The 26,155-nt window shown below is 69.6% G+C and carries 25 protein-coding genes; 7 read left to right on the forward strand and 18 right to left on the reverse strand.

The genetic code is table 11. The features are described 5' to 3' along the window. Positions 1 to 104: 104 nt before the first annotated feature. The 6 genes from fusA to hppD form a co-directional block, all read right to left on the reverse strand. Positions 105 to 2,210 (reverse strand): elongation factor G, encoded by a 2,106-nt coding sequence (fusA, locus tag ACFVBH_RS17400; RefSeq protein WP_379002457.1) that lies wholly within the window; start codon positions 2,208 to 2,210, stop codon positions 105 to 107. Between the two features lie 162 nt (positions 2,211 to 2,372). Then, entirely contained in the window at positions 2,373 to 2,843 is a 471-nt protein-coding gene (gene rpsG / locus ACFVBH_RS17405) for a 30S ribosomal protein S7 (protein WP_030525248.1), read from the reverse strand. Position 2,844: 1 nt separating this feature from the next. Beyond that, on the reverse strand, positions 2,845 to 3,219 hold the full coding sequence (gene rpsL, locus ACFVBH_RS17410; protein WP_019049359.1) for a 30S ribosomal protein S12: 375 nt from the start codon (positions 3,217 to 3,219) through the stop codon (positions 2,845 to 2,847). A 310-nt stretch (positions 3,220 to 3,529) separates the two neighbouring features. After that, on the reverse strand, positions 3,530 to 4,105 hold the full coding sequence (locus tag ACFVBH_RS17415) for a DUF3558 domain-containing protein (RefSeq protein WP_354987517.1): 576 nt from the start codon (positions 4,103 to 4,105) through the stop codon (positions 3,530 to 3,532). Between the two features lie 8 nt (positions 4,106 to 4,113). Then, positions 4,114 to 4,644, reverse strand: a complete 531-nt coding sequence (locus ACFVBH_RS17420) for a DUF3558 domain-containing protein (RefSeq protein WP_379002462.1) — start codon at positions 4,642 to 4,644, stop codon at positions 4,114 to 4,116. A gap of 117 nt (positions 4,645 to 4,761) precedes the next feature. Beyond that, positions 4,762 to 5,976 (reverse strand): 4-hydroxyphenylpyruvate dioxygenase, encoded by a 1,215-nt coding sequence (gene hppD / locus ACFVBH_RS17425; RefSeq protein ID WP_354987519.1) that lies wholly within the window; start codon positions 5,974 to 5,976, stop codon positions 4,762 to 4,764. 138 nt (positions 5,977 to 6,114) lie between these two features. Here hppD and ACFVBH_RS17430 point away from each other — a divergent pair, with 138 nt between their 5' ends. After that, entirely contained in the window at positions 6,115 to 6,633 is a 519-nt protein-coding gene (locus tag ACFVBH_RS17430; protein ID WP_354987520.1) for an Lrp/AsnC ligand binding domain-containing protein, read from the forward strand. Positions 6,634 to 6,798: 165 nt separating this feature from the next. Here the strand turns inward: ACFVBH_RS17430 and ACFVBH_RS17435 are convergent, their stop codons facing one another. The 9 genes from ACFVBH_RS17435 to ACFVBH_RS17475 all read right to left on the reverse strand — a co-directional run bounded on the left by ACFVBH_RS17435 (position 6,799) and on the right by ACFVBH_RS17475 (position 18,238). Then, positions 6,799 to 7,443, reverse strand: coding sequence for a GntR family transcriptional regulator (locus ACFVBH_RS17435; RefSeq protein ID WP_354987521.1), 645 nt, complete (start codon positions 7,441 to 7,443; stop codon positions 6,799 to 6,801). A 26-nt stretch (positions 7,444 to 7,469) separates the two neighbouring features. Continuing rightward, positions 7,470 to 8,456 carry a 2-oxoglutarate and iron-dependent oxygenase domain-containing protein gene (locus tag ACFVBH_RS17440; RefSeq protein WP_354987522.1) on the reverse strand — a complete coding sequence of 329 codons (987 nt, stop codon included), beginning with the start codon at positions 8,454 to 8,456 and terminating at the stop codon, positions 7,470 to 7,472. Positions 8,457 to 8,479: 23 nt separating this feature from the next. Then, on the reverse strand, positions 8,480 to 9,643 hold the full coding sequence (locus ACFVBH_RS17445; protein WP_354987523.1) for a nitrate ABC transporter substrate-binding protein: 1,164 nt from the start codon (positions 9,641 to 9,643) through the stop codon (positions 8,480 to 8,482). A 58-nt stretch (positions 9,644 to 9,701) separates the two neighbouring features. Continuing rightward, positions 9,702 to 10,544 carry an ABC transporter permease gene (locus ACFVBH_RS17450; protein WP_379002467.1) on the reverse strand — a complete coding sequence of 281 codons (843 nt, stop codon included), beginning with the start codon at positions 10,542 to 10,544 and terminating at the stop codon, positions 9,702 to 9,704. Continuing rightward, the gene (locus tag ACFVBH_RS17455; protein WP_379002469.1) at positions 10,544 to 11,341 is read right to left on the reverse strand and encodes an ABC transporter ATP-binding protein; all 798 of its coding nucleotides are present in this window, start codon (positions 11,339 to 11,341) and stop codon (positions 10,544 to 10,546) included. The genes ACFVBH_RS17450 and ACFVBH_RS17455 overlap by 1 nt, the downstream gene beginning before the upstream one ends. A 102-nt stretch (positions 11,342 to 11,443) precedes the next feature. Next, positions 11,444 to 12,826, reverse strand: coding sequence for an amidohydrolase family protein (locus ACFVBH_RS17460; protein WP_379002471.1), 1,383 nt, complete (start codon positions 12,824 to 12,826; stop codon positions 11,444 to 11,446). Between the two features lie 462 nt (positions 12,827 to 13,288). Next, the gene (locus ACFVBH_RS17465) at positions 13,289 to 14,401 is read right to left on the reverse strand and encodes a winged helix DNA-binding domain-containing protein (protein ID WP_379002473.1); all 1,113 of its coding nucleotides are present in this window, start codon (positions 14,399 to 14,401) and stop codon (positions 13,289 to 13,291) included. Between the two features lie 51 nt (positions 14,402 to 14,452). After that, the gene (locus tag ACFVBH_RS17470) at positions 14,453 to 15,427 is read right to left on the reverse strand and encodes an NADPH:quinone oxidoreductase family protein (protein WP_354987526.1); all 975 of its coding nucleotides are present in this window, start codon (positions 15,425 to 15,427) and stop codon (positions 14,453 to 14,455) included. A 591-nt stretch (positions 15,428 to 16,018) separates the two neighbouring features. Beyond that, entirely contained in the window at positions 16,019 to 18,238 is a 2,220-nt protein-coding gene (locus ACFVBH_RS17475; RefSeq protein WP_379002476.1) for a protein kinase, read from the reverse strand. A 183-nt stretch (positions 18,239 to 18,421) separates the two neighbouring features. On the opposite strand from ACFVBH_RS17475, the gene ACFVBH_RS17480 reads away from it, so the two are divergent. After that, complete coding sequence (locus tag ACFVBH_RS17480) at positions 18,422 to 19,195, forward strand: acyl-ACP thioesterase domain-containing protein (RefSeq protein WP_354987528.1); 774 nt, start codon at positions 18,422 to 18,424, stop codon at positions 19,193 to 19,195. A gap of 113 nt (positions 19,196 to 19,308) precedes the next feature. Next, positions 19,309 to 19,854, forward strand: a complete 546-nt coding sequence (locus ACFVBH_RS17485) for a hypothetical protein (protein ID WP_354987529.1) — start codon at positions 19,309 to 19,311, stop codon at positions 19,852 to 19,854. A gap of 514 nt (positions 19,855 to 20,368) precedes the next feature. On the opposite strand, the gene ACFVBH_RS17490 is transcribed toward ACFVBH_RS17485, so the two are convergent. Then, positions 20,369 to 22,039 (reverse strand): FAD-dependent oxidoreductase, encoded by a 1,671-nt coding sequence (locus ACFVBH_RS17490; RefSeq protein ID WP_354987530.1) that lies wholly within the window; start codon positions 22,037 to 22,039, stop codon positions 20,369 to 20,371. Positions 22,040 to 22,268: 229 nt separating this feature from the next. Here ACFVBH_RS17490 and ACFVBH_RS17495 point away from each other — a divergent pair, with 229 nt between their 5' ends. Beyond that, positions 22,269 to 22,760: a histidine phosphatase family protein gene (locus tag ACFVBH_RS17495; RefSeq protein WP_354987531.1), complete on the forward strand. Its 492-nt coding sequence runs from the start codon at positions 22,269 to 22,271 to the stop codon at positions 22,758 to 22,760. Positions 22,761 to 22,782: 22 nt separating this feature from the next. Here the strand turns inward: ACFVBH_RS17495 and ACFVBH_RS17500 are convergent, their stop codons facing one another. Then, the gene (locus tag ACFVBH_RS17500) at positions 22,783 to 22,983 is read right to left on the reverse strand and encodes a hypothetical protein (protein ID WP_354987532.1); all 201 of its coding nucleotides are present in this window, start codon (positions 22,981 to 22,983) and stop codon (positions 22,783 to 22,785) included. Positions 22,984 to 23,152: 169 nt separating this feature from the next. Between ACFVBH_RS17500 and ACFVBH_RS17505 the strand changes: the two genes are divergently transcribed. Both ACFVBH_RS17505 and ACFVBH_RS17510 read left to right on the forward strand, forming a co-directional pair. Next, the gene (locus ACFVBH_RS17505; protein ID WP_354987533.1) at positions 23,153 to 23,602 is read left to right on the forward strand and encodes a MerR family transcriptional regulator; all 450 of its coding nucleotides are present in this window, start codon (positions 23,153 to 23,155) and stop codon (positions 23,600 to 23,602) included. Next, positions 23,599 to 24,609: an aldo/keto reductase gene (locus tag ACFVBH_RS17510; RefSeq protein ID WP_379002480.1), complete on the forward strand. Its 1,011-nt coding sequence runs from the start codon at positions 23,599 to 23,601 to the stop codon at positions 24,607 to 24,609. The genes ACFVBH_RS17505 and ACFVBH_RS17510 overlap by 4 nt, the downstream gene beginning before the upstream one ends. Before the next feature lie 308 nt (positions 24,610 to 24,917). Here the strand turns inward: ACFVBH_RS17510 and ribA are convergent, their stop codons facing one another. Next, positions 24,918 to 25,538 carry a GTP cyclohydrolase II gene (ribA, locus tag ACFVBH_RS17515; RefSeq protein ID WP_379002482.1) on the reverse strand — a complete coding sequence of 207 codons (621 nt, stop codon included), beginning with the start codon at positions 25,536 to 25,538 and terminating at the stop codon, positions 24,918 to 24,920. A gap of 131 nt (positions 25,539 to 25,669) precedes the next feature. Here ribA and ACFVBH_RS17520 point away from each other — a divergent pair, with 131 nt between their 5' ends. Next, positions 25,670 to 26,152 (forward strand): carboxymuconolactone decarboxylase family protein, encoded by a 483-nt coding sequence (locus ACFVBH_RS17520; protein WP_354987536.1) that lies wholly within the window; start codon positions 25,670 to 25,672, stop codon positions 26,150 to 26,152. Positions 26,153 to 26,155 lie beyond the last annotated feature (3 nt).

Below are 26,155 nucleotides of genomic sequence, written 5' to 3' on the forward strand. Positions count from 1 at the left end.
CTAGTTAGTGCGTGCTTTTTTGCAGCAGTGCAGGTTTGAATAACTGGGGGTCGATCAGAAAACCGATCGAGGTCACACCGTGCCCGGTTACCCGGGCGCGCTGATTACTCTCCGGTCGCCTTGGCGATGATCTCCTTCGACACATTGGCCGGAACCTCTGCGTACGAATTGAACACCATGGAGAAGTTCGCCCGGCCCTGGGTCTTGGACCGCAGGTCACCGATGTAACCGAACATCTCCGAAAGCGGAACCAGCGCCTTGACGACACGGGCACCACTGCGCTCCTCCATGGCCTGGATCTGGCCACGGCGGGAATTCAGGTCGCCGATCACTTCGCCCATGTAGTCCTCGGGCGTGGTGACCTCCACCGCCATGAGCGGCTCGAGGATCACCGGACCGGCCTTGCGGGCCGCTTCCTTGAGGGCCATGGCGCCCGCGATCTTGAACGCCATTTCCGAGGAGTCGACCTCGTGGTAGGCGCCGTCGAGCAGCGAGGCGCTCACGTTCACCAACGGGAAGCCCGCGAGCACGCCGTACTGCATGGCGTCCTGGATGCCGGCATCCACCGAAGGGATGTACTCACGCGGAACGCGACCACCGGTGACCTTGTTCTGGAACTCGTAGGTCGCGCCGTCCTCGGCATCGACCAGCGGGGCCAGAGCGATGATCACGCGGGCGAACTGGCCCGAGCCACCGGTCTGCTTCTTGTGGGTGTACTCGTGCTTCTCGACCGGCTTGGTGATGGTCTCGCGGTACGCGACCTGCGGCTTGCCGATGTTCGCCTCGACCTTGAACTCGCGCTTCATGCGGTCCACGTAGATGTCGAGCTGGAGCTCGCCCATACCACCGATGATGGTCTGGCCGGTCTCCTGATCCAGCTTCACATTGAAGGTCGGATCCTCTTCGGCGAACTTCTGGATCGCCGAGCCCAGCTTCTCCTGATCGGCCTTGGTCTTCGGCTCGATCGCGACCTGGATAACCGGGTCCGGGAAGGTCATGGACTCGAGCACGATCTGGTTCTGCGGATCGCACAGGGTGTCGCCGGTGGTGGTGTCCTTCAGACCGATGACCGCGTAGATGTGGCCGGCCACGGCCTCGGGAACCGGGTTCTCCTTGTTCGAGTGCATCTGGAACAGCTTGCCCAGACGCTCCTTCTTGCCCTTGGTCGCGTTCATGACCTGGGCGCCGGAGTCGACCTTGCCCGAGTACACGCGCACGTAGGTCAGCTTGCCGAAGAACGGGTGCGTGGCGATCTTGAACGCCAGCGCCGCGAACGGCTCGTCCGAAGACGGCTTGCGGGTGAGGACTTCCTCTTCCTTGTTGGGCACGTGGCCCTGCACGGACTCGACGTCCAGCGGGGTCGGAAGGTAGTCCACGACGGCGTCGAGCATGGGCTGAACGCCCTTGTTCTTGAACGCCGAACCACACAGCACCGGGTAGAGCTCGGAGTTGACGGTCATCTTGCGGATGGCGCCCTTGATCTCATCGAGGGAGAGCTCCTCGCCACCGAAGAACTTCTCGAGCAGCGCCTCGTCGGACTCGGCGACGGTCTCGAGCAGCTCCTGGCGGTACTGCGCGGCCTTCTCCTGGAGATCGGCCGGGATCTCGACGACCTCGTACTGCTCGCCGAGCTTGGTCTCACCACGCCACACCTTGGCGTTGTTCTCGACCAGGTCGACGATGCCCTCGAAGGTGTCCTCGGCGCCGATCGGAAGCTGGATCACCAGCGGGCGCGCGCCCAGGCGGTCCTTGATGGTCTGCACGGTGAAGTAGAAGTCCGCACCGAGCTTGTCCATCTTGTTGACGAAGCAGATGCGCGGCACGTCGTACTTGTCGGCCTGACGCCACACCTGCTCGGACTGCGGCTCGACGCCCTCTTTACCGTCGAACACCGCGACGGCGCCGTCGAGGACGCGGAGCGAACGCTCCACCTCGACGGTGAAGTCGACGTGCCCGGGGGTGTCGATGATGTTGATCTGGTTGTTGTTCCAGTAACAGGTCGTCGCGGCCGACGTGATCGTGATGCCGCGTTCCTGTTCCTGCGCCATCCAGTCCATGGTGGCGGCGCCATCATGAACTTCACCGATCTTGTACGTGATGCCGGTGTAGAAGAGGATGCGTTCGGTAGTGGTCGTCTTACCCGCATCGATGTGGGCCATGATGCCGATGTTGCGGACCTTGTTCAGGTCTGTGAGCACTTCCTGTGCCACGGAAATCTTCCCCGCTCGGTGCTAGTTGGGAACTTCGGGAACGACCCTGGCTTCTCCAGCGGTCATCACTGTGTCAACGCCCGGCGCGGCGCGTAGGTGCCACGCCGGACAGCGACTCGGGGCCCGGATCGCCGAAAGAGCTTCGGAGAGCCGGGCTTCGAATCACCAGCGGTAGTGCGCGAACGCCCGGTTGGACTCGGCCATCTTGTGGGTGTCCTCGCGACGCTTCACCGAAGCGCCCAGACCGTTGCTGGCGTCGAGCAGTTCGTTGGCCAGACGCTCGATCATGGTCTTCTCACGACGCGCGCGGGAGTAGTTGACCAGCCAGCGCAGCGCGAGGGTGTTGGAGCGGCCCGGACGGACCTCGACCGGCACCTGGTAGGTGGCGCCACCGACACGACGGGGCTTCACCTCGAGGGCGGGCTTGACGTTGTCCAGCGCGCGCTTGAGGGTGACGACCGGATCGGTGCCGGTCTTCTCGCGCGCCTGCTCGAGGGCACCGTAGACGATGCGCTCGGCGGTGGACTTCTTGCCGTCCAGCAGGATCTTGTTGACCAGCTGAGTGACCAGCGGGGACCCGTAGACCGGGTCGTTGATCAGCGGACGCTTGGGTGCGGGGCCCTTGCGTGGCATATCAGCTCTTCTCCTTCTTGGCGCCGTAACGGCTGCGAGCCTGCTTGCGGTTCTTCACGCCCTGGGTGTCGAGCGAGCCGCGGATGATCTTGTAGCGCACACCCGGGAGGTCCTTCACACGACCGCCGCGAACGAGCACCATCGAGTGCTCCTGCAGGTTGTGGCCCTCACCGGGGATGTACGCCGTGACCTCGACCGCGCTGGTCAGGCGAACACGCGCGACCTTACGCAGCGCGGAGTTCGGCTTCTTCGGGGTCGTGGTGTACACGCGAGTGCACACGCCACGACGCTGCGGGCTCCCCTTCAGGGCCGCAGTCTTGGTCTTGGAGACCTTGTCGCGGCGACCCTTGCGGACCAGCTGGTTGATGGTTGGCATAGACCGGCTTTCCTTTTAGTAACCAGGTGTCTGGAACTTCATGTCTGTAATTCGTTTGCGGCGTCGTTGTTCACACCGCGGCCATTCGAGCTTTCCGCCCAGTTCCCACGGCATTTCCTTGCCACGAGGTCGGGCGTGTCATACGCAGCGTGTGCACCGAATCACGGGCACGCTGGAGCGGTCAGCCGCTCTCGCTGGCCTACGTACTGCGCACAAACCTGCCCGAATGCTTCCGGGCACAGCGGTCCACGATACCCGCACCGTTTACAGGGGGCAAAAAGGGGTCCCCGCACCGGGGCTGGTAGAGGACCTAGCGCGCCAGGTTCAGGGTCAACTCGACCAGCTTGCGGGCCGCTTCGCACGGATCCGGATGGCTCGAGCCCGCCCGGAAGTTCACCCACCACCCGACGATTCCGGTGTCCGCGGCCGGTGCGCTCACCCCGCAGGAATCGGCGTCACCGGGACGGCGGGTCTCCAGTGATCGCCTGCCCTGCACCGAGATGTCGTTCGTCACATATCCGAGGCGATCGTTGTTCGCCTTCTCGTTCTTGAGCGAACCGAGTTCGTACCAGCTGAGCGTCACCATGCCGCTGCCGGACGCGCCGCCCTCCAGATCCCACATGCAGACCGCGCCGTTGAACGAGGGGCTCGGGTAGGTGCCCTCGCCGACGACCTTGCCGATGTCGTCGAGCGAGACGACCTCGCATTCGCGCAACAGCTTGTCGAAATTGGTGTTGAGGCGGCCGCCGCCGTCGGATTCGGTGCCGCCGGCGGGCAGCGCCGTGCCGGGGATCGTCTTGCCGCAACCACCTACCGCGGCCGTGACGGCCACGATGGCGAGCAGGGCCGCGCCGCGGGCGCGCCGTCGGGTCGCGGAGGTCCGCATGGTCGCCCTCATCCGAGTCGCTGCACTGTCAGTTCGGCCATGCGCCGGGTGCGGTCGCACGGATTGCCCTGGTTCGCGCCGCCGAAGACACCGAAGGACATGGACCACTCGAAGAAATCGTCGTCGAGCTGGATGGCCAGGTCGCACACCTGCCCGCGCGGATCCAGGGCCTGGAAGCCCTTCTTGCCCCCGACCTCGATGGCCTCGGGCTCGCGTCCCACGCTCGCCACCCAGGCTTTCTCCCGATCGATGGGACTGCCGCGGTAGGACGCGAAGGTCACGCTCGCCGCGCCGACCCCGCCACCCTGCCAGTTGCAGCCGGTCGAATTCTTGAAGACCCGGGAGATGGCGCCCAGTCCCCCGATGTCGCGCACCTCGTCGTCGGTGAGGTGACCGCATTCGCCGACGAACGGGCCCAGCGTCGCCACCTTCGGGGGTGGTCGCAGGGGCCCGGTCGGAGCGTCGTCATCGCTTCCCCCACACGCCGACAGCAGCAGCGCGAGGCTCAACCCCGTGACGATCGCCGACGTCATACGCATGCCCAGAACTCTACTGTGCAGGCCGGAGTCGAGCCCGTCACAGCAATCGCCGCGCGTTCGAATTCCCGATGACACGCGTCCGGCGCTTCGGCCGATGCGGCGCGAAACCGATCCGGCTCAGAGGTTTCCGCGTGACTCCTGTTCGCGTTCGATCGCCTGGAACAGGGCTTTGAAGTTGCCCTTGCCGAAGCCGAGCGAGCCGTGGCGTTCGATGAGTTCGAAGAAGACGGTGGGGCGGTCGGTGACGGGTTTGCAGAAGATCTGCAGGAGATACCCGTCCTCGTCGCGGTCGACCAGGATGCCGCGGGCGCGCAGTTCGGCGACGGGGACGCGCACGTGGCCGATGCGGGCGCGCAGTTCGGGGTCGTCGTAATAGGTGTCGGGGGTGTCCAGGAATTCGATGCCCTCGCGGCGCAGGGTGTCCACGGCGGTGAGGATGTCGCCGGTGGCCAGGGCGATGTGCTGGACGCCGGGGCCGCGATAGAACTCGAGGTATTCGTCGATCTGGGAGCGCTTGCGGCTCGGCGCGGGCTCGTTGAGCGGGAATTTGACCCGATGGTTGCCGCTGGCCACGACCTTGCTCATCAGGGCGGAGTAGTCGGTGGCGATGTCGTCGCCGACGAACTCGGCCATGTTCTCGAATCCCATGACGCGGCGGTAGAACTCGACCCAGTGGTCCATGCGGCCCAGTTCCACGTTGCCCACGACGTGGTCGATGGCCTGGAACACCCGCCGGGGCGCGCCGGGCCGGGGCTCGTACGCCGAGCGGCGCGGGACGAAGCCGGGCAGGTAGGGGCCGTCGTACGCGGAGCGGTCGACGAGGCTGTGCCGGGTGTCGCCGTAGGTGGCGATGGCGGCCGAGCGGACGGTGCCGAATTCGTCGGTGTCGTCGTGCGGTTCGATCAGGACGGTGGCGCCGTGGGCGCGGGCCCAGGCGATGCAGCGGTCGACGTCGGGTACCTCGAGGGCGATGTCGGTGATGCCGTCGCCGTGCAGATCATGGTGTGCGACAAGGGAACTGGCGGGGTCCACGGCGCCCTGGACGACGAAGCGGGCGCCGCCGCTGCGCAATACGAACGCCTTGTGGTCGCGGTTGCCGGTCTCGGGCCCGGAGTACGCCTCGAGGCGCATGCCGAACGCCGATTCCAGGAAGTGGGCCGTCTGGGTGGCGTTGCCGACGGCCCAGACCAGCGCGTCCCAGCCGAGCACGGGGAAGGGGTCGGCGGAGGGGTCGTGATCGACGAGTCCGACGAGCCTGCGGAGCTCCTGCTCCTCCCGCTCGGATCGGTCGGGTCGATCGGCCGGCCACGCGGGAGCAACCTCGATGGTCATTCTGTAAGAGAACGACGCGGACGGCAGCTGAGCAATATCGGCGATTTCGAGTAGACACCCTGGCGAATTGGGCCACCAACGGCCGCTCGGTGCTGGACAATTTGAATAGCAGCATCACTCCCGAGCGGAGGTCCCGCCATGGCTCGCACGCCCGCCAAGTTGGATGAACTCGATCTGGCCATCCTGGCCGCCATGCACGAGTACCAGAAGGCCGGAATCCTGGAGCTGTCGCGGCGGACCCGGGTCGCGCGCGCGACGGTGCAGTCGCGCATCGCGCGGATGGAGGAGGCGGGCGTGATCTCCTCCTACGACCCGCACGTGGACGTCACCGCTGCGGGATTCGACGTGCAGGCGTTCGTGACGCTGGAGATCGCGCAGGGGCAGCTGGACGCGGTGGCCGCGGATCTCGAAGCGATTCCGGGTGTCCTGGAGGCCTACGCCACCACCGGTTCCGGGGACGTGCTGTGCCGCATCGGCGCGGATTCGCACGCGGGGTTGCAGCACGTGCTGCTGAGTATCGACCGCAGTGCGACGGTGGTGCGTTCGCACAGCGTGATCGTGCTGTCGACGGTGGTCGCCCAGCGCACGCTGCCGCTGCTGCGCACGCTGACCCCGTCCACGTCGAGCAAGGCTCCGGCGTACCGCAACGCGCACTGAACGGCGCTCGGGCCGCGGCCGCACTCCCGGGAGCGTTCGCGCGACAGGTCTCGTTCGCCGCCGAGCGCGGTCGCGTCCGTGGACACGCACCTGCCCGCGCCTCGAAGACCGGACTCGGGTCCGCACCCGCCTTGACACCGGCGGGCACACGACGACGCGATGTCGTCAGTCGCGGCCGAGGCGGGTGATGAGCCCGCAGACGTGGGCTTCCGCGGCCGCCCGGGCGTCGGGCGCGTGGCCGGATTCGAGGGCGTCCAGGATGCGGCGGTGCTCGCGCAGGGCGATGCTGCGGTTGCGGGGGTGCCGCCACAGGTCGCCGCGGTAGAGGTGGGCCTGGGCGTCCAGGCGCGCGAGTTCCTCAGCGAGCGTGCGGTTTCCGGAGCGCTCGCGAATGAACGTGTGGAATTCGAGGTCCAGTTCGGAGTCGCGGGCGGGGTCCGCGGGCTCGCGCAAGTGATCTTCCTGAGTGACGAGCAGGGTGGTGAGTTTGCTCAGGTCGGCTTCGGTCAGGCGGGTGGCGGCCGTGGCGGCGGCCAGGCCGTCCAGCACGGTGCGCACGGCGAGCACGTCGCGGATCTGGGTGTCGTCCATGCTCGCGACGCGGGCTCCCGCGTGCGGGACGTTGACCGCCAGGCCCTCGTAGATGAGCTGCTGCACCGCTTCGCGCACCGGGCTGCGACTCACGCCCAGGCGCGCGGACAGGGCGAGCACGCTCAGCGGCGCGCCGGGTGCGAGTTCGCCGGACAGCACGAGCCCGCGGAGTTGCCGATGCACGGACGGGCCGAGCAGCGCGCTGTCCGGTTCGCTCATGGTGGTCCTCTCTGATCGGTTCGAAATTACCCGCGCGGGCGGTAGTTGGCCCGCACGCGCTCGGCCAGGAAGTCGGCGGCGGTCACGGGCGGATAGGCGGCGCGCGGGCCCTGGATGACCGCGTCGCGGTCGGCCTGGGCGAAATAGGCGATGCTGTAGCGCTCGCCCTGGTACTCGTCGGGGCCGGGGCCGCGCACGCGATGGAAGTTCGACGGCAGCAGGTCATCGCTCCAGCGGGTGAGCATGTCGCCGATGTTGCAGGTGATCAGCGCGGACGACGGGGTGATCGAGGTCCACTGCTGTTCGTCCATCTCCTTGCCGGGGCACACCTGGAGCCCGCCCTGGCCGTCGCGCTGGAAAAGCAGTGTGAGGCAGTCGAAGTCGGTGTGCGCGCCGGCGCGCCAGCGGCCGGGAACGTGCCGCAGTTCGGGTGGCACGGCGAAGTAGTGCAGCAGGCGCAGGGTGGACTGGTAGTGCGCGGAGGCGGGGTCGTGGGCGCGGGTGAAGTAGTCGCGATCGAAGCCGAGGCGCTCGGCGAAGCAGGACAGCACCCGCATCGCCACGGTCCAGCACGCGTGCTCGAAATCCAGTACGGCGCCGGTGAATCCGGTCAGCTCGGCGGCGGTGGGCCAGCGGCCGTCCATATGCGGCCGGGTGACCTGGTAGGACTCCTTCTGGTCGGGGACGCCGATGGAGGGCCGCACCTGGCTCAGGCTCTCCCAGCCCGCGTTGTCGGCCTTCACGAGGGGGTACTGGGCTTTCACCGGTTCCGGGAGGGCGAAAAACCGTGCGGTGTGCCCGAATACGGCGTCGATCTGCGATTGCGGGATGCCGTGCCCGGAGAGCTGGAAGAAGCCGATCTCGGTGGCGGCGGTCCAGAGCTGATCGGTGATCTCGGCGCGGCGATCCTCGAAGTCGGTGAGGTCGATGACGCGGATGTCGCGGGTGGTTTCGGCGCCGAGTCCGCCCATCCGCATTTCGCGGGCGACCTCGGTGGTTTCCTGGCTGGTCATGGCTGTCCTGTCCGATCGGGTGTTCAGTCTGCGGAGATGGCCGGGTCGAGGAATTCTTTGGTGACGAGATCGCGGGCGGTGAGCCCGTCCGGCACCTTCGCGCCGCCACGGCGCAGGATGGGCGCGAACTCGTCGATGACGCGCTGTACGCGGGCTTCGTCGAAACTGCCGGTGACGCCGTCGGTGTCGTTGCCGATCAGGCCGTTGTCGATGAGCACGCGGGAGCCGAAGGCGGCCAGTTCCGCGCTGTAGGGCGCGAAGTTGGCGCTCTTGGCGACGACGTCGACGACGACGTCGTTCACCGGCCCCGGATCGGCGCGGAACTGCGCGGTGGCGCGCTGGATCATGGGCACGAGGCGCTGCAGGCAGGGCCGCAGTTCGTTCAGTTTGTCGGCGCGCACGTTCACGGTGCGGGCGTAGCCCTCGTAGCCGACATCGCGCAGCAGTTGGTAGGCGACGGGCTTGTTCCAGGCGCGCACCTCGTGTTCGTAGACGTAGGGCTCGGAGTTGGCGAAGCCCTGCTGGGCGAAGGAGGGGTCCGAGACGAAGCGCGAGGGACCGTTGTCGTAGGAGGTGTCGATCTGGTTCGCCTGCAGCAGGCCTCGTGCGACCAGCCATTCGGGGTACAGCTGGCCCTGCGAGACCACCACGGGCGCACCGGATTTGCCGATGTCGGCGATGCCGCGCCAGCCGGACCGGGTGGCCGGATCCCACATGAGCATCTGCGGGCTGTAGCGCAGCAGGGTGGTGACCGCGACGATGGGCTGCGCGGCGGCCGCGGCGATGGCGTGTTCGGAGTGGGTCAGGCCCAGGGTGATCGAGGAGTCGACGTACATCTGCGAGGGGACGGTCTGGAAACCGATGGCCGGGCCGCCGGCGCGCAGCTCGAGGTCGACGCCGGTGTCCTTGCCGTCCACCACGAGCGGGCCGGTGACCTTGTTGGCGTCGGAGTCGACGCGATAGCCGGGACCGAGCAGGCCGAAGAGCGGGCCGGAATCGGTCTCGGGTTCCCATTGCAGCTGGACCGCCACGGTGGCGGGGCAGAGCCCGGCCAGCTGCTGTTCGGCGGGCGCGGGCGGGAGTTGCACCGCCGCGACGTCGGATTCGGTGCTCGAACAGGCGGCGCCGGTGGCGACGACCAGTGCCGCGAGCGCGGTCGTCCCCAGGCGTTGTAGACGGTTGTGCATGGGTTCTCCAGGGGGTTTCGACAGGGTGGTGCGGAAAGCGGTTGTGCGCCGGGTTCGTTCAGCGCCCGGAGGCGTGCCAGCGGCCGACGGTGAGGCGCTGGGCGGCGGTGAAGAGCGCGAAGACCGCGACGCCGAAGAGGGCGGCCAGCAGCAGGGCCGCGAGCAGGTCCTCCGATTGCAGGCGGGAGCGGTAGTTGTCGAGCAGCGTGCCGATGCCGGGTTGGCCCTTGGCGAAGAACATGTCGCCGATGACCGCGCCGGTCACCGCGAGGCCCGCGGCGGTGCGCAGGCTCGCCATGATCGAGGGCAGGGCGGCGGGCAGTTCCAGGGAGATCAAGCGCCGCAGTCGATTCGCGCGGCCCAGGGCGAACAGCTCGCGCAGGTTGCGATCGACCGATTGGATGCCGAACAGGGTCATGGCGATGATCGGGTGCACGGCGATCAGGACGCAGACCATGGTGCGGGCGGTGAGGCCGTAGCCGAACCACAGGCCGATGAGCGGCACCACCGCCAGCACCGGAACGGCTTGCAGTACAACCGCGTACGGGTACACGACGCGTTCGACGACCTTGGCCTGACTCATCAGCACCCCGATCGCGACGCCGATCAGCGCGGCGAACAGCAGCCCGGTCACCGCGACCCGGGCGGTGACCGCCAGCGCGCGCAGCATGACCTCCAGTTTCGCCGGGTCGCTGAGGGATTCGGCGAAGACGGCGTGCGGGGGAGGCAGCAGGAAGCGGCGGTCCGGCGCCAGCAGCACCAGCGAGACCAGATACCAGGCGGACAGGGCGAGACCCGCCGAGACCAGGGGCGCCAGCAGGCGGCCCAGAATTCGCGGGACGGGGACGCGGCGCACGGTCCGGGTGCGCGCCGGGGCGGCGGAAACGGCGAGACCGACCATCAGCAGGCTTCTTTCAGGGAACGGGACACGTGTGACACCAGGTCGGTGTAGGCGGGCTCGAACCGCAGATCGCGCTCGCGCGGATACGGCAGCTCGATGTCGATGACCTCGTGGACGCGGCCGGGCCGGGCGGACATGACCACCACGCGGTTCGCCAGGAACACCGCCTCGGACACCGAATGCGTGATGAACAGGGCGCTGAAGGCGTTGTCGCGGTACAGGCGCAGCAGTTCCTCCTGCATGTGCAGGCGGGTGATCTCGTCCAGGGCGCCGAAGGGTTCGTCGAGCAGCATCACCCGGGGCTCGAGGGCGAGCGCGCGGGCCAGCGAGACCCGCATCCGCATACCGCCGGAGAGCCGGCCGGGCAGTGTGCCCGCGAAATCGGCCAGGCCGACCGCCTGCAGGGCGCGGGTGGCGCGCTCGCGCCGGGTGGCGCGGTCGATTCCGCTCAGCTCGGCGCTGAGCTCGACGTTGCGCAGCACCTTGCGCCACGGCAGCAGGGTGGCTTCCTGGAAGATGAAGCCGACCGAATCCGAGTGCACGGCAACGGTTCCCGCGCTGGGCTGCTCCAGGCCGGCGGCCAGGCGCAGCAGCGTGGACTTGCCGCAGCCGGAAGGGCCTACGACGGCGACGAATTCGCCGCGCCCGACCTCGAGGTCGATATCGGTGAGTGCGACCACCTCACCGGAACCCGCACCGGGGTAGCGCTTTCCGATTCCGGCGAAGGAAATCTCCGTATCCGGTCGCGGCCGGGCCGGAGCTCCGGCCGGATCGCGCACCATGTCCCGTAGGACCATCGCACCCACCTTCTCTCACTCGTACTGCGTGCATCGTGTGCGTGAGATCAGTGTTGTCGATGTGGATTACATGCAATCGTGTCGCTGTTTCCAGTTGATTAACTAGTACTGCATGTTATTCAGCTGCCTAGTCAGTTCGCGCTCGTCGACGCGGGTGCTGCGGCCGTCGCGGATCACGGCCTCCCCCGCCACCCAGACCGTGTCCACCACGCGCGGGGACGCGGTGGTGAGCAGCGCGGCGCCCGGGTCGCGGACCGGCAGGCAGGCGAAGTCGCGGTCGAAGCGCACGAGGGTGAGATCGGCGGGATCGCCCACCGCCACCCCGGAATGCGTGGCCGGATCGCCGAGCGCGCGGGCCGCACCGCGGGTGGCCATGTGCATCATGTCGTGGAAGCCCAGCAGATCGGCGCGCCGGTGCGTCACCCGCTGCAGGTAGGCGCCCATGCGCAGGGCCAGCAGCATGTCCTGGGTGTCGTTGCTGGCCGCGCCGTCCACGCCCAGCCCGACGCCGATGCCGGCGGCCAGCATGTCCGGAACCGGGGCGACGCCGCTGCCCAGGCGCATATTGCTCAGCGGGTTGTAGGAGACCGCGACGCCGCGTTCGGCGAAGACCGCGCGGCCGTGCGCGTCCAGGCGGCAGCAGTGCACGGCCAGCGTGCGCGGTCCGAGCAGGCCGCCGTCGTCGAGGTAGTCGACGGCCGAGCGGCCCGCGTGCAGGCGGCACATGTCCTCGTCGGTGTCGGTCTCGAGCAGGTGGATGGAGATGGTCTTGCCGGTGCGGTCGGCGTGCTCGCGCACGGCCGCCATGCCGTCCGGGGTGAGGCAGCGCGGGTTCGGCACGGCGTGCGCGATGCCGATGCGGGTGCCCGCCCAGCGCCGATCCAGTTCGTCGATGTGCGCGAGCACCTCCGGAAGCGGTTGCAGCAGGCGCGGATCCATCCCCCACTTGCGGGTGGGGTCGGCACGGTCGGCGACGCCGCGCCCGAACACCACCCGGATGCCGAGCTCGTCCAGCGCGCGCAGGGCAGCGTCGTGCACGGCCTCGGAGCCGCTCGGCCACATGTGCTCGACGACCGTGGTGACTCCGCTGCGCAGCAGCTCCAGCCCGCCCGCGAGCGCCGCGAGATAGGTCTGCTCCGGCGTGGCGGCGACGGTGAACTCACCCACGCAGTGCAGCCATTCGAGCAGCGGCAGACCCTCCCCCGCCCCGCGCAGGATCGACTGCTGCAGGTGCGTGTGCGTGTTGACGAACCCGGGGACGAGATACCCACCGCCCCCGTCGATTCGGGGCAGAGTCGCCGCCGCGCCGGCGAAGCCGTGGTTCGCGGTGGCGACGGAGTTCCGGCCCGTGTTCGGGCCGATGGCCACGATCCGGCCGTCGCGCACGACGACGTCCTGCCCCGGCAACCATTGCGGTCCGGCGGGGGTCGCGGCGTACACGGTGACGTCCCCGATGACGGCGGACATGGAAATACGGCTGCCCATGCGGCATTCCTCCAGGAAATGCGGCTGGTTAGCCCGCCGGGTGCCGACGGTGCGCGACGTCCGTTGCAGCCATGAACGCCGTGCCCGCGAGCGTAGCGAGGCCGTGTTTCCCGGGGGTTACCGCCGGATTCCGGCGGACGGATCGGTGCGCGCCGTTGTGCACAGGCATCCACAGCTGGGGAGAGTTGTGCACAAACCGGGCGGCCCGAGAGTTCGAGACTCGACCGTGCCGGCCGGAGCTCGAGATGGGGCGGCTGTCGGATCTCGCAACCGGCCGCGGCGGCCGAGACTCGAGAACTGTAGCGACGGACGGGCTTCGGAGGGCACGTCCGCCGGACACCGGGCCGGCGTCGCGGCAGCTCGGGCCGCAAAGCCCCGGCCCCGGCCACAGTTCACGGGCGTCGCGGCGGCCGGGGCCCGAGAACTGTGGCGGCGGGCGGGATTCGAGGGACGCGGCGCCGATCAGGGTTTGAGAGACGCACCGGGCGTGAGGATCTCGATGCTGGGGGTTCGGTCGGGGTCGGTGAAGGCGAGCAGGGCAGCGGCCTCGGATTCCACCTCGGTGCGTTGCGCGGGGGTCCATGTCGAGCGGGGGATGATGCGGAGGCGGGCGGTGGTGGAGGTGGTGAAGATCTTGTAGATGCCCTGGAGGAAGCCGTCTATCAGGACCGGGGAGACCTGGTTGGCGGCCTCGCGCAGGGGTGGGGGCGCGCCGTCGGGGATGACGCGGGTGCGGTCCTGGTGGGAGAGCAGGAGGTTGTCGTACCAGCCGAGCAGGCGGACCGGGGCGGGGTGGTCCGGGTCGGTCAGTTCCGCGTCGGCGGCGTCGTAGAGGGTGCGGCCCCGGTCGTCGGTGTAGGTGCGCACGCGGTCGCCCAGGCGGTCCACGGCGGGTTTGATGCCGGTGAGCTTGGACCAGGTCTGCATGTCCATCGTGGTGGCGGGACCGAAGGCGCGCAGGTAGCGCAGCAGGAGTTCCTCGAGCGGGTAGTCCGGGTCCAGCGGTGCGCCGAGCCAGGGTTCGACGCGGGACCAGACGGGGCGGCTGCTGTCCTTCCAGCGCCCGCGCGGCGGCGTCTGCAGGACGGGCAGCTGGTACAGCCAGGTCTGCAGGACCGCGCCCGCGTTCCGGTCGGGGTAGAGGGCGGCGGCGTGCGCGCGCATGTCGGCGGCGGACATGGGTTCGTCGCCGAGCAGCGCCTCGCCGTGCGCGCGCACCTCGGCGGGGTCCAGCCCGACCATCGCGCCGAAGTTGAATCCCTTACGGAACGGGATCTTTTCGAGCTCGGGCTGGATGTGCGGGGCGATGCGCAGCGCGTCCGGCGGGGTGACCAGGTGAATGGTGCCGCGCATCAGGGTGATTCGGACCAGGGAGCGATCCTCGAGCCCGGCGGTGACCGTGGCCGGGTCGAAATCGGCTGTGCGACTCCACAGTGCGAGGAACGGCGGCAGGGTGTCCTGGGCCTGCAGGCCGACGAGGTGATCGCACAGCTGCGGCGCGGTGAGCGGGGCCCGCTCGAGCAGGTGCTGGCGCGCCAGCAGTGTGCGATTCAGAACCCGGGTGGACAGCTTCACAATTGCGGCACGTTACGGGACCGCGGCGCGAGTGTCGTGCCCACCGCACCGTCAGCGCAGGGTGATGACGACCTTGCCGGTGGCGGTGCGCTTGTCCAGGGCCGAGACGGCCTCGGCCGTGTGCGCGAGGGTGTAGAGCGCGGGCTCCGGCGGCGCGACCTTGCCGTTGGCAAGCAGCGGGGCGACCTCGGCCCACTGCTCGCGCAGGTAGCCCGGATGGGTCATCACCCATTCGCCCCAGGCCGCGCCCACGACCTCGACGTTCTTGAGCAGCAGCCGGTTGACCTTGACGGTGGGGATGTCACCGGCGGTGAAGCCGACCACCAGGACGCGGCCGCCCGAGGCCAGCGAGCGGATGCTGTCGGTGAAGCGGTCGCCGCCGACCGGATCGAGCACGATGTCCACGCCGCGGCCGCCGGTGAGTTCCTTGACCGCCGCCAGCCAGCCGTCGGTCAGCACCACGTCGGTCGCGCCGTTGGCGCGGGCGACCTCGGCCTTCTCCTCGGTGCTCACCACCGCGATCACCCGGTCCGCGCCCAGCGCCTGCGCCATGCGCAGCGTCGAGGTGCCGATGCCGCCCGCCGCGCCGTGCACCAGCACGGTCTCGCCCGGGGCCAGCCTGCCCCGCTTGGTCAGGCAGAAGTGCACGGTCAGGTCGTTGAACAGCACGCCCGCGCCGGCCTCCAGGGAGACGTTGTCCGGCAGCTCGAACACCATGTCGACCGGTGCGACGGCGACCTCGGCGGCCGCGTTGCCGAGCAGGGTCAGCGCCACCACGCGGTCGCCCGCCTTGACGTGCGCGCCCTCGGGGGCCTCGCGCACGATGCCCGCGACCTCGCAGCCCACGACGTAGGGCAGCGCCGGCTTCATCTGGTACAGGCCGCGGGTCATGAGCACATCCGGGAACGCGATCCCCGCCGCGTGGACGTCGATGACGACCCCTCCGGGATAGGCCGCGGGCTCCGGCACATCGAGAACCTCGATGGACTCCGGGCCTTCGAGCTTGCTCACCACGGCTGCGCGCATACCGATCAACTCCGATCAATCCCACTTGCGGGTACTCACCCGAACCTAACCGATACCGGGGTTCACACAACAGCGGCCGGGCACGGTTCGCGCGTTCGGCCGCGCGGAAGGGGGTCCGGCGGAGGCGGCCGCGCGGGCCTGTGGATGCGCGGTCGCTACGAGCCGATGGCAGGTGCGGACGGGCAGTCACACGGCCGCCGGAGCCGACGAAGGCGGGCGAGCGAATTGGCAAGCGGGCGAACGAGCGAACAGCCAAGCGAGCAAGCGGCCGAGCGGCCGAGCGGGCAAGCGGGCAAGCGGAGGCGGCCGCGCCCGCGCGGGCCGGTGGATGCGTGGTCGCTACGAGCCGATGGCAGGTGCGGACGGGCAGTCACACGGCCGCCGGGAGCCGACGAAGGCGGGCGGGCGAACGGGCAAGCGGCCGAGCGCGCAAGCGGGCGAGCGGGCAAACGGCCGAGCGCGCAAACGGGCGAGCGGGCAAACGGCCGAGCGCGCAAACGGGCAAGCGGAATCGGCCGACCCGGGTCATTGCACCGGCGTCCGCTACCGGGGCGGGGCGGGCAGCGGACCTATTTCACGAGGCGCGGGGGTTCAGCCGCGATAGGAGTATTCGATCATCGCCTCGTCGGCCAGGGTGGCGCCGTCGCGGGAGATCGTCAGGGCCGAGGGGGTGATCCGGTAGCGGGTGTCGTCGACCGGGTTGACGACGGTGTAGCCGCCGGAGCCGTCCGGGACCGGGTCGTCCAGGGCGATGCCCGCACCGTCGCTGATCCGCACGCCCTTGTAGTAGAACCGACCGGCGCCGGTGCGGCACACCACGATTCGGGAGGACGCGGTGCGTCCGACCGCCATGGCGGGGTTGTCGGCGTTGCAGCGCGCGCCCGCGGTGCCGACGAAACCCTGTGCGTCCGAGCCGGACACGGACCCGGTGAACGGGGCCAGGGTGGTGGGGACCACCGCCGTGGGCCGCCCCGGGCCGGTGCTCTGCCCGGGCTGCGCGATCTCCGAGGTGCCGCCGGACCCGCCGGGCCCGTCCCCGCCGCCGGACAGCAGCAACCAGCCCACCGCCGCCAGCAGCAGCACCACGACCGCGGCCAGCATGCCGACGATCAGCGGCATCGACCCGCGCTCCCGCGGCGGCAACGGCAATGGCGCGGAGGGGTGTTCGGGCCGCGCGAGCGGAATCGGCGCGGAGTACCCCGACGCTCGGTGCAGGGTGACGTCGTACTCCCCCGGCGCCCGGGCGGGAGCGCCGCCCGGCGCGGGCGCGGATCGCGTGTCCGAGCGCGCGTAATCTCCCGGCGGCGTGCGGTATTCGCCGGACCGCGCGGGCTGACCGCCGAACTCCGGACCGGCCGTGCCGCCCTGGTGCGTGATTCGGCCGACGCCGCCCGGTGGTGGCCCGTACCCGGCCGGTCCCGGAACCTGTTCCGCCGCAGCGGGTTGCCTGCCGAGGGCATCCGACCCCCGAACGGGGCCGGCGCCGGGCCGCTCGGGAGAGTCCCTTGCGCCCGGAGCTCGACCGGCGCCGGGTCGCGGCGTGTGGTCCACCCCGCCCGCGCGGAAGCCCTCGGGACCACCGGCGACCGGACCGGAACCTGCCGGACCCCCACCTGCCGGACCGGAACCCGCCGGACCCACACCTGTCGGACCGGAACCTGCCGGACCCACACCTGTCGGACCGGAACCTGCCGGGCCCCCACCGGCGACCGGACCGGAACCTGCCGGACCGGAACCCGCCGGGCCCCCACCGGCTGGCCTGGAACCTGCCGGACCCACACCTGCGGGGGCGGCGCCTGCCGCACCCGCACCGGCGCGACCGGCACCGGCCGTACCGGCGCTTGCCGTACCGGCGCCTGCCGGACGAACGCCCGTTGGAGTTGCGAACGGCCCGGACGGGTCCTGCACGCGCGTGGGGTGCGCGCGCGGCGGGGCCGGGGGCGGGCCGGGCGGGGTCGCGCGGGTGGCGTCGCCCGGGTCGGCGCCGAGCAGGGCCGCGCGGGCGGCGCGGGCCAGTTGACCGGCCGAGATGTAGCGGTCGGGCACGTCCTTGGCCATACCGGTCGCGATGACACGATCGAAGGAGGCCGGGACGCCTGGGCGGTGGCTGGGGCGCGGGGGCGGGGTCAGCATGTGGGCACGGATGGTGGCCAGGTTGCTGTCGGTGGTGAACGGGATTCGGCCGGTGAGGCTTTCGTACAAGACGCAGGCCAGCGCGTAGATGTCGGCGGAGGTGGTGACCGCGGCGTCGTGCTCGAAGCGTTCGGGGGCCATGTAGGCGAAGGACCCGATGGCGCTGCCGGTGACGGTGAGCTGTGCGTCCGAGTCGGTGTGCGCGATGCCGAAATCGACGAGGTAGGCGAAGAAATCGCCGGTCAGCAGGATGTTGGCGGGCTTGATGTCGCGATGCACCAGTCCGCTCTCGTGCGCGGCGTCCAGGGCGGCGGCGATCTGCTCCACCACGGCCACGGCCTGCGCCGGGGTGAGCGGTCCCCGCTCGTGCAGGTGGGCCTTGAGATCGCGCCCGCGCACCAGGCGCATGTCGATGTAGAGCACGCCGTCGACCTCGCCCCAGTCGTGCACGGGGATGACGTGCGGCTCCTGCAGGCGTGCGGCGGTGCGGGATTCGCGGCGGAAGCGCTCCACATAGGTGGGTGAGCCGGCGAGTTCGACGGCGAGCAGTTTCAGGGCCACCACGCGGTCGCGGACGGTGTCGTAGGCCTCGTAGACCTCGCCCATTCCGCCCACACCGAGCAGCCGTCGCAACTCGTACTGTCCGAACCGCGAACCAGCCCTAGCGCCTGCGGGCACCGGCGTCGCCTCCCCTGCCGTGGATCTACAACAGCAAAGGCTACGGGGCCGCAACGGCAAAGGCTACGGGGCCGCGCGCGCACCGGCCGTGCCCTGCGTAAAGTCATGTCTCAGCAAGCACCGCACGAAACGCGGCACGCCCGGGTTCACAGGATCCGCGGCGATGCAGCGCGAGGAGCACCAGTGTCACACGATCAGCCGCTCGCCCCGCTTCCCCAGGAGGGCATGGGCTTCGCCTCGGCGTGGCCCGTCCGGGCCGGCGACGTGGATCCCTATCAGCGCTTGCGGTTCGACGCCGTGGCCCGCTATCTGCAGGACATCGCCTGGGAGGAAATGCATTCCGGGTTCTTCCATCGCACCGATCCGGCCTGGATCGTGCGCCGGACGGTGGTGGACGTGGTGCGTCCGATCCACTGGCCGGACCGGATCGAGCTGCGCCGCTGGTGCTCGGCGATGTCGACGCGCTGGACCAACATGCGGGTGCGGATCACCAGTGAGAACGGCGGTCTCATCGAGACCGAGGGCTTCTGGATCAATATCAACGAATTCACCAACATGCCCACCCGCATCAGCGACGAGGGCCTGGCCGAGCTGGCTCGCACCACCCAGGAACACCGGCTGCGCTGGCGGCCGTGGCTGGTCGACCACACCCCGCCCGAGTCCGACACCGATATGCCGTTCCCGGTGCGCGCCACCGATATCGACCAGTACAACCACGTGAACAACGCCGCGTACTGGCAGGCCATCGAGCAGTATCTGGTGGATTACCCGAAGCTGGTGGCCGGGCCGCACCGCGCGGTGATCGAGTACATCGCGCCGGTGCTCGCGCGCCAGCACATCAGCGTGCGGTCGCGCTACGAAGCGGGTGACCGCACCGGGCATCCGGTGCTGCGACTGTGGTTCGTGGTCGGCGGGGTCACCACCACGACGGTGCGGATCGGGCCGCTGCCGAGCTGAGCGGCGCCACATCTCCGGGACATGCCCGCCGAAAGGCTCGGTAGCCGAGAGTTTGCCTGCCACACTCTGCGGCGAGCCGATCGCATCCGGTGATCGGGAACAGGAGATCGCCCATGCGCCTCGCTCACCTCGCTCTGCTCGCGGCCGCCCCCGCGCTCGTCGTCACGCTCACGGCCTGCGGCTCGGACAGCGATTCCGCGGACAGCCGGACCACCGGCGCGAGCACCACGATCACCACCACCACGACGACCGCCCCCGCGAGCGCGACGAAACTGGTCGGCCCGTCCGCGGCCCCGCTGCCGCCGCCGAGCCCGACCCATCCGCCCGTTACGACCAGCCCACCGGCGACCACGACCGAACCCGTGCCCACCACGGCGCCGGTGACGACTTCCCCCGTGCCCAGCCCGATCATCGACGACGTGAACTGCGGCCCGGTCACCGACGCGGGCGGCGGCACCCGGCACGTCATCGCGGTGGGCACCGAGGCGGGCCGGGTCGGCTGCACCGAGGCCATCGACGTGGCGAGCGAGTACGCCCAGAACATCAGCGACACCGACGTGGCGACGATCGACGGCTGGAACTGCAACGCCCAGCCCGATCCGGCCGTGCCGTCGATGTGTGCGAAGGACGGCCTGGTGATCGCCCTGCGCGCGAACTGACGCCCGAACTCCCCTGCGACGCGCCAGGTTCGGTGGCCCGCGTCGCGCCGTCAACCGGGTTCGCGGTCAGGTCGGATCCCTCGCGTCGCCCGCGCCTCGGGCTCGTCCGAAACCGCGGGTTGATCGGTCACCCGAGTCGGCCGAGGCCTGCTTCGTCCGGAACTGCCGATTTAGCCGGTCGCCCGCACCCCGGGGGTTCGTCCGAAACCGCAGGTTGATCGGTCACCCCGCGGCTGCCGAGACCCAGTTCGACCGGAACTGCCGGCTCGATCGATCGGTCGCTTGCGGCGGCCGAGGCCCGAGATCGGCCGGATCCCCGCGTCGGCCGGTTGCCGACCGCGTCTCGGATCCAACCGAAACCCGCGGTTCGGCAGGGCATCTCGAGTCCGCGGCCGATGGGGGCGGCCGTTCAGTGTGGGCGGCCGCCGGGCGAGCGAACTTTCCGGGCGAGCGTGGACAGCACTGTGGCCCACCGGGAAACCGGTGGGCCACAGTCGTGTTCGTGCCGGGGGCGTCAGCCCTTGGCGGCCTTGAGGAGATCCTCGAGGCTGGTGAACTTCACGCGGGGGCGGCCGGCGGCCTTGCCCGCGGTGCGCTCGGCCGCGTCGATCGCCTTCCAGCCGTCGCGGCCGATGGCCTCGGGCTGGCGCTGGGCCAGCAGCGCGTCCAGGGCGGCGCGATCCGCCTGGGGCGCGGCCAGCGTGCCCGCCGAGAAGTCGGCGATGAGCTGATCCACGGTCTCCTGGGAATCGACCCGGTTGGAGCCGATGACGCCGCGCGGGCCGCGCTTGATCCAGCCGGAGACATAGATGCCCTGCAGCGGCTGCCCGTCGGCGTCGACGACCCTGCCGTGCTCGTTGGGCACCACGCCGTTGCTCTCGTCGAACGGGATGTCGGCGATGGCCTTGCCCTTGTAGCCGATCGAGCGCAGCACCAGCGAGGCGTCCAGGCTGCCGGTGCGCTCGGAGGCGTAGGCCACCGGGCGGCCGTTCTCCTCGACCAGCTCGTTGTGCACGTACTCCAGGCCCTCGACCTTGCCGTCGCCGGTGACGGCGGTCGGCGAGACCAGGTACCGGAACACGATCCGCTTGCGGCCCGGGGTGGGCGCGAGGGCGGCGTACTCCTGCGCCAGGGTGTACTTGAGCTGGAGCGAGGGCTCGACCTCGGGATCATCCAGCTCGGCCTGGCTGGACGGATCCAGCGCCAGCTCGTCCGGATCGACGATGATGTCGACGTTCTTCAGGTGCGCGAGCGCCAGGAATTCCGGCGAGGTGTACGCCGCCTGCAGCGGGCCGCGGCGGCCGAGCACCACCACCTCCTGGATGTTGCTGCGGCGCAGCGCGTCCAGGGCGTGATCGGCGATGTCGGTCTTGGCCAGCACATCCGGATCGACGGTGAGCACGCGTGCCACGTCCAGCGCCACGTTGCCGTTGCCGACGATGATCGCGCGCTCGCCCGAGAGGTCGAATTCGCGATCCGCGAAATCCGGATGCCCGTTGTACCAGGCCACGAACTCGGTGGCCGAGTGCGAACCGGGCAGATCCTCGCCGGGCACGTTCAGGCGGCGATCGGTGGACGCGCCGTGCGCGTAGATCACCGCGTGGTGGTGGGCCACCAGCTCGTCGTGGCTGATGTGTTTGCCGACCTCGACGTTCAGCCGGTACTGCAGCGCGTCGCGCCGGAACGCCGACTCGAACAGGCCCGCTACCGCTTTGGTGCCCGGGTGGTCCGGCGCGACGCCCGCGCGCACCAGGCCGTACGGGGTGGGAAGCCGGTCGAACAGCTCCACCTCCACGTCGGCGCGGCGCAGCAGTTCCTCGGCCGCGTAGCAGGCGGCCGGGCCCGCGCCGACGATGGCGACGCGCAGGGTGCCGCGATCCTTGGGCGCGCGGGTGGGCGGCACCAGGGGCTCGAAGTTCGACTCCAGCGGATGCCGGACGAAGTAGGAAGCGTTGATGTCGCGGAACCGGGCCAGAGACGAGAGCAGATCATCTTCCGAGAAGATCGCGTCGACCGGGCAGGCGTCCACACACGCGCCACAGTCGATACAGGTATCGGGGTCGATATAGAGCTGCTCGGTCGACGCGAACTCCCGTTGCTCGGGAGTGGGACGAATGCAATCGACCGGACACTCGGGAACGCAGCTGGCGTCGTTGCAACAACGCTGCGTGATCACATAGGCCATATCTCGCAGATCCTCGAAACAGTCGCGTGGTGCTACTCCGCTCGGGGTTCGAGCAGGGCGGGTAGAACACGTTCTAATATATGCGGGGGTTGAGCGCCAGTACGCACTAGGTGTGACGCCTCCCCTAGTGTGCCTCGAGTGTGAGTCCCGTCTCTCGCCGGGAGCGGAATCCGGTGTTCCTGGCCCCGTCTCGGCCGGACTCCGCGCGGGTGGGCTTACCGTTGTGACCATGGCACGGACCCTCATCCTGATGCGTCACGGCAAATCCGGCTACCCGGAGGGCGTGGCGGACCATGAGCGGCCGCTCGCTCCGCGCGGGCTGCGCGAGGCGGCGATCGCGGGCGACTGGCTGCGCGAGACCCAGCCGCGTATCGACGCGGTGTGCTGTTCGACCGCGCAGCGCACGCGCGAAACCCTGACGGCCACCGGCATCGACGCCCCGGTGACGTTCGAGGAGTCCATCTACGAGGCGTCCCCGCACACGCTCATCGAACTGGCGCAGCTCACCGATCCGGCGGTGCAGACGCTGCTGATCGTCGGCCACTCCCCCGGAATGCCGTGGACGGCATGGGAATTGGCGAGCAATCGCGACTCCGCGGCCGCCGAGGAGCTGAGCCGGAAATTCCCCACCTCCGCGCTGGCGGTTCTGGAATTCGACCGTGATTGGGCAGCGATCGACCCGGGCACGGGCGAGCTGGTGCGCTTCCACATCGCGCGCTAGCGCACGCCGAACGCGGGCCGGGCTACTTCAGCAGCTTGCCGCGCACCACGACCACGCCGCCGAACACGAGCAGGAGCAGCAGCGCCGGGAAAAACCCCAGCAGCGCCCACACCACACCCAGCACAACCACGACCGGTAGCGCCGCGATGGCGGCGATGACCGGCTGTTCCTTGACGGTCGCCAGCGCCGATCGCGCCCGGACCCGATCAATCTCTTTGGACATGTTCACCAGAGTAGGCGCGGAATCCATCCACAGCCGTGCACAGGAGAACCTCGCACCCCCGCGGCCCCGGCGGGTCGCCACGGCGCGGAAATCTCGGCAGAATCGGGCTTGCTTGGAGTGCACTCCAGGTGGCTAGCGTCGTTGTTGTTCCGAGAGAAAGGCGAGACCGGTGAACGCACCAGCGTGGGAAGCCCCCGACTACGAGCGACCGCGGTATTCCATCGGAGAGGTCTCCGAGCGGTGCGGGCTCACCCGGGACACCCTGCGCTGGTACGAGCGCATCGGCCTGATGGATTACGTGGGCCGCGATCATTCCGGGCAGCGCCGCTTCAGCGCGCGCGATCTGGACTGGCTGGCTCTCATCGGGAAGCTGCGGCGCACCGGAATGCCGGTGGCGGACATGGTGTCCTACGCCGAGCTGGTGCGCGCCGGGGATCACACCTTCCCGCAACGCCTGGACATGTTCCGGCGCACCCGGGCCGAGGTGCTCGACCGGATCGAGGAACTCCGACAGACCGTGGCCGTCCTCGACTGCAAGATCGCCCTCTACGAGGGCAATCCCGGAGCCGACTGGCGGACCGTGACGGCAACGCGCGCTAGCGAAGGGAAACCGGCATGACCGACACCCAGATTCTGCCCACCACCGCCCTCGGCGAGATCCAGGTCGGCGCGCAGGGCTACGGCGCCATGGGGATCAGCGAGTTCTACGGACCCACCGACGCCGCCGAGGCCCGGGCCACCCTGGAGCGGGCCCTGGAGCTCGGGGTGACGCTGTTCGACACCGCCGACATCTACGGCAGCGGGCACAACGAGGAATTCCTCGCCGATTTCGTCGCGGCGAATCGCGAGAAGATCACGCTGGCAACGAAGTTCGGCATCGTCCGCAAGGCCGACGACCCCGCCTACCGGGGTGTCGACAACTCCCCCGACTACATCCGCCGGGCCGTCGACGCGAGCCTGCGCCGGCTCGGCATCGACGTGATCGACCTGTACTACATGCACCGCAAGCAGGACGGCGTGCCGGTGGCCGACACCGTCGGCGTCCTGGCGGAATTGGTCGCGGCGGGCAAGGTGCGTCAGCTCGGCCTGTCCGAGGTGACCGGCGCGGAACTGCGCGAGGGATACGCCGTGCACCCGATCGCCGCCGTGCAGTCGGAGTGGTCGCTGTTCTCCCGCGACGTGGAGAACACCGTGGTGCCCGCGGCCGCCGAGCTCGGGGTCACCTTCGTGCCGTACTCGCCGCTCGGGCGCGGCTTCCTCACCGGCGGGGTGTCCACCAACGGTGAACTGGCACAGGGTGATATCCGCCGGATCTTCCCGCGCTTGGCAGGGGAGAACGCGGAGCGCAACTTCGAGCTGCTGGCCCCGCTGCGGGCGATCGCCGAGGCGAAGGGGATCACCCCGGCACAGGTCGCGCTGGCCTGGGTGCACTCGCGCGCGCAGGTGCACGGGCTCCCCGTGGTGCCGATCCCGGGCACCCGCAGCCGCACCCGCGTCGCGGAGAACGTGGGCGCGGCGACGGTCGTCCTCACGGCCGACGAGCTCGCGGCCCTGGAGCCGATCGCCGGGCAGGTCGCGGGAGATCGCTACGCGGACATGAGCTTCACCTCCGCCGGACGCGAATAGCGTTGTGCGCCGGGCGCTGACCGGCTGAGCGGGGCACGGTCCCGCGCGGCCGATTCAGGTGATGCGTGGCCGCCGTCCCGGCGTGGCCGTCCGGTCACGCATCGCCGCCCGGTCACGTATCACCGCGTCGAGCAGGCGGCAGCCGGGCCGCCTTGTGGCTGCGGCGGCATGGGCCGTCCATCGCGACAACACGCCGAACTGCGGTTCACCTCACCGATCCTCCGCACCGCACCGCACCGACGAATCGACGAATCGAGCCCGCCCCCAGCCGTTTCCGGCGGGGGCGGGCTCGCGGCGCGATCCGGTGTTCAGCCCGCCAGGCTGATCGTGTGCCCGGTGTGCTCGATCTTCGCGCGCAGGTAGCGCAGGTTGTCCGGCGTCTCGTGCACGCCGGTGGGGACCGTCTCGCGGACCGCCACCCCGAGGGCGCGCAGCTGGCGCGCCTTCTCCGGGTTGTTGGTGAGCAGATCCAGTTCGCCGGCACCGAGCGCGGCGAGCATCTGCGCCGCGGCGGTGTAGTCGCGGGCGTCCTCGGGCAGGCCCAGCGCGGCGTTGGCCTCGTAGGTGTTCAGGCCCTGATCCTGCAGCGCGTACGCGTCGAGCTTGTTGTACAGCCCGATGTCGCGGCCTTCCTGGCGCAGGTACAGCAGGATGCCGCCGCGCGTGCTGATCAACTCCACGGCCTCGCGCAACTGCGGTCCGCAGTCACAGCGCGCCGAGCCGAACACGTCGCCGGTGAGGCATTCCGAATGCAGGCGCACCAGCGGCGTCTCGGCGGGCTCGCCCAGCACGAGCGCGAGGTGTTCGCGATCGTCGGCCAGCCCCCGGAAAGTCACCGCCTCGGCGGTGGTGGCGTAGCCGTCCGCGAAGGTCAGCGGTATGCGTACCCGCGTGCGGACCTGCGCGTCACCGGTCGAGAAGGGGCCCATGTCCGCTCCGAACTGAGAGTGAGTCATTCCGTTCGGTTCGCAACCGCGCGGCGACCGCCGATATTCCACGCCACGCGCAATTTCCAGACCGGAGGGCACGGTTCAGCTTCTCGGCTTACGATTCCCCCACTATGCAGTCCCCTGTACTTCACGACCGCGTCTGGCTGGACAAGCAGACGCCCGAGGTCTTTCACGCGTTGAACAGCGTCGCGGTGGCGGTCCGCAATGCCGCCGCGGCGGTCGAATTGGGGCGGGCGGTGATGGAGCTGGTGAATATGCGGGTATCCCAGCTCAATGGCTGCGCCTACTGCCTCGACGTCCATTCCCGGGCCGCGCTCGAGGCGGGCGTCACCCCGCAGCAATTGTCGGTGCTGGCCGCGTGGCGGCGCAGTCCGCACCTGTATACCGAGCAGGAGCGCGCGGCGCTCGCCATTTCCGAAACCGTGACTTCGTTACCGGCCGAGGAAGTCCTCGACGATGAGTATGCTGCTGCGCGGCAACATTTGTCGGATGACCAGATGTCTGTCCTCATCTGGGCCGCGACGACCATCGGCGCGTTCAATCGCGTATCGATTCTGAGCAAACATCCGGTGCGGGTGCGGAAGGAGAACTGAACA

Source organism: Nocardia sp. NPDC057668, assembly GCF_042799795.1.
Taxonomy (GTDB): domain Bacteria; phylum Actinomycetota; class Actinomycetes; order Mycobacteriales; family Mycobacteriaceae; genus Nocardia.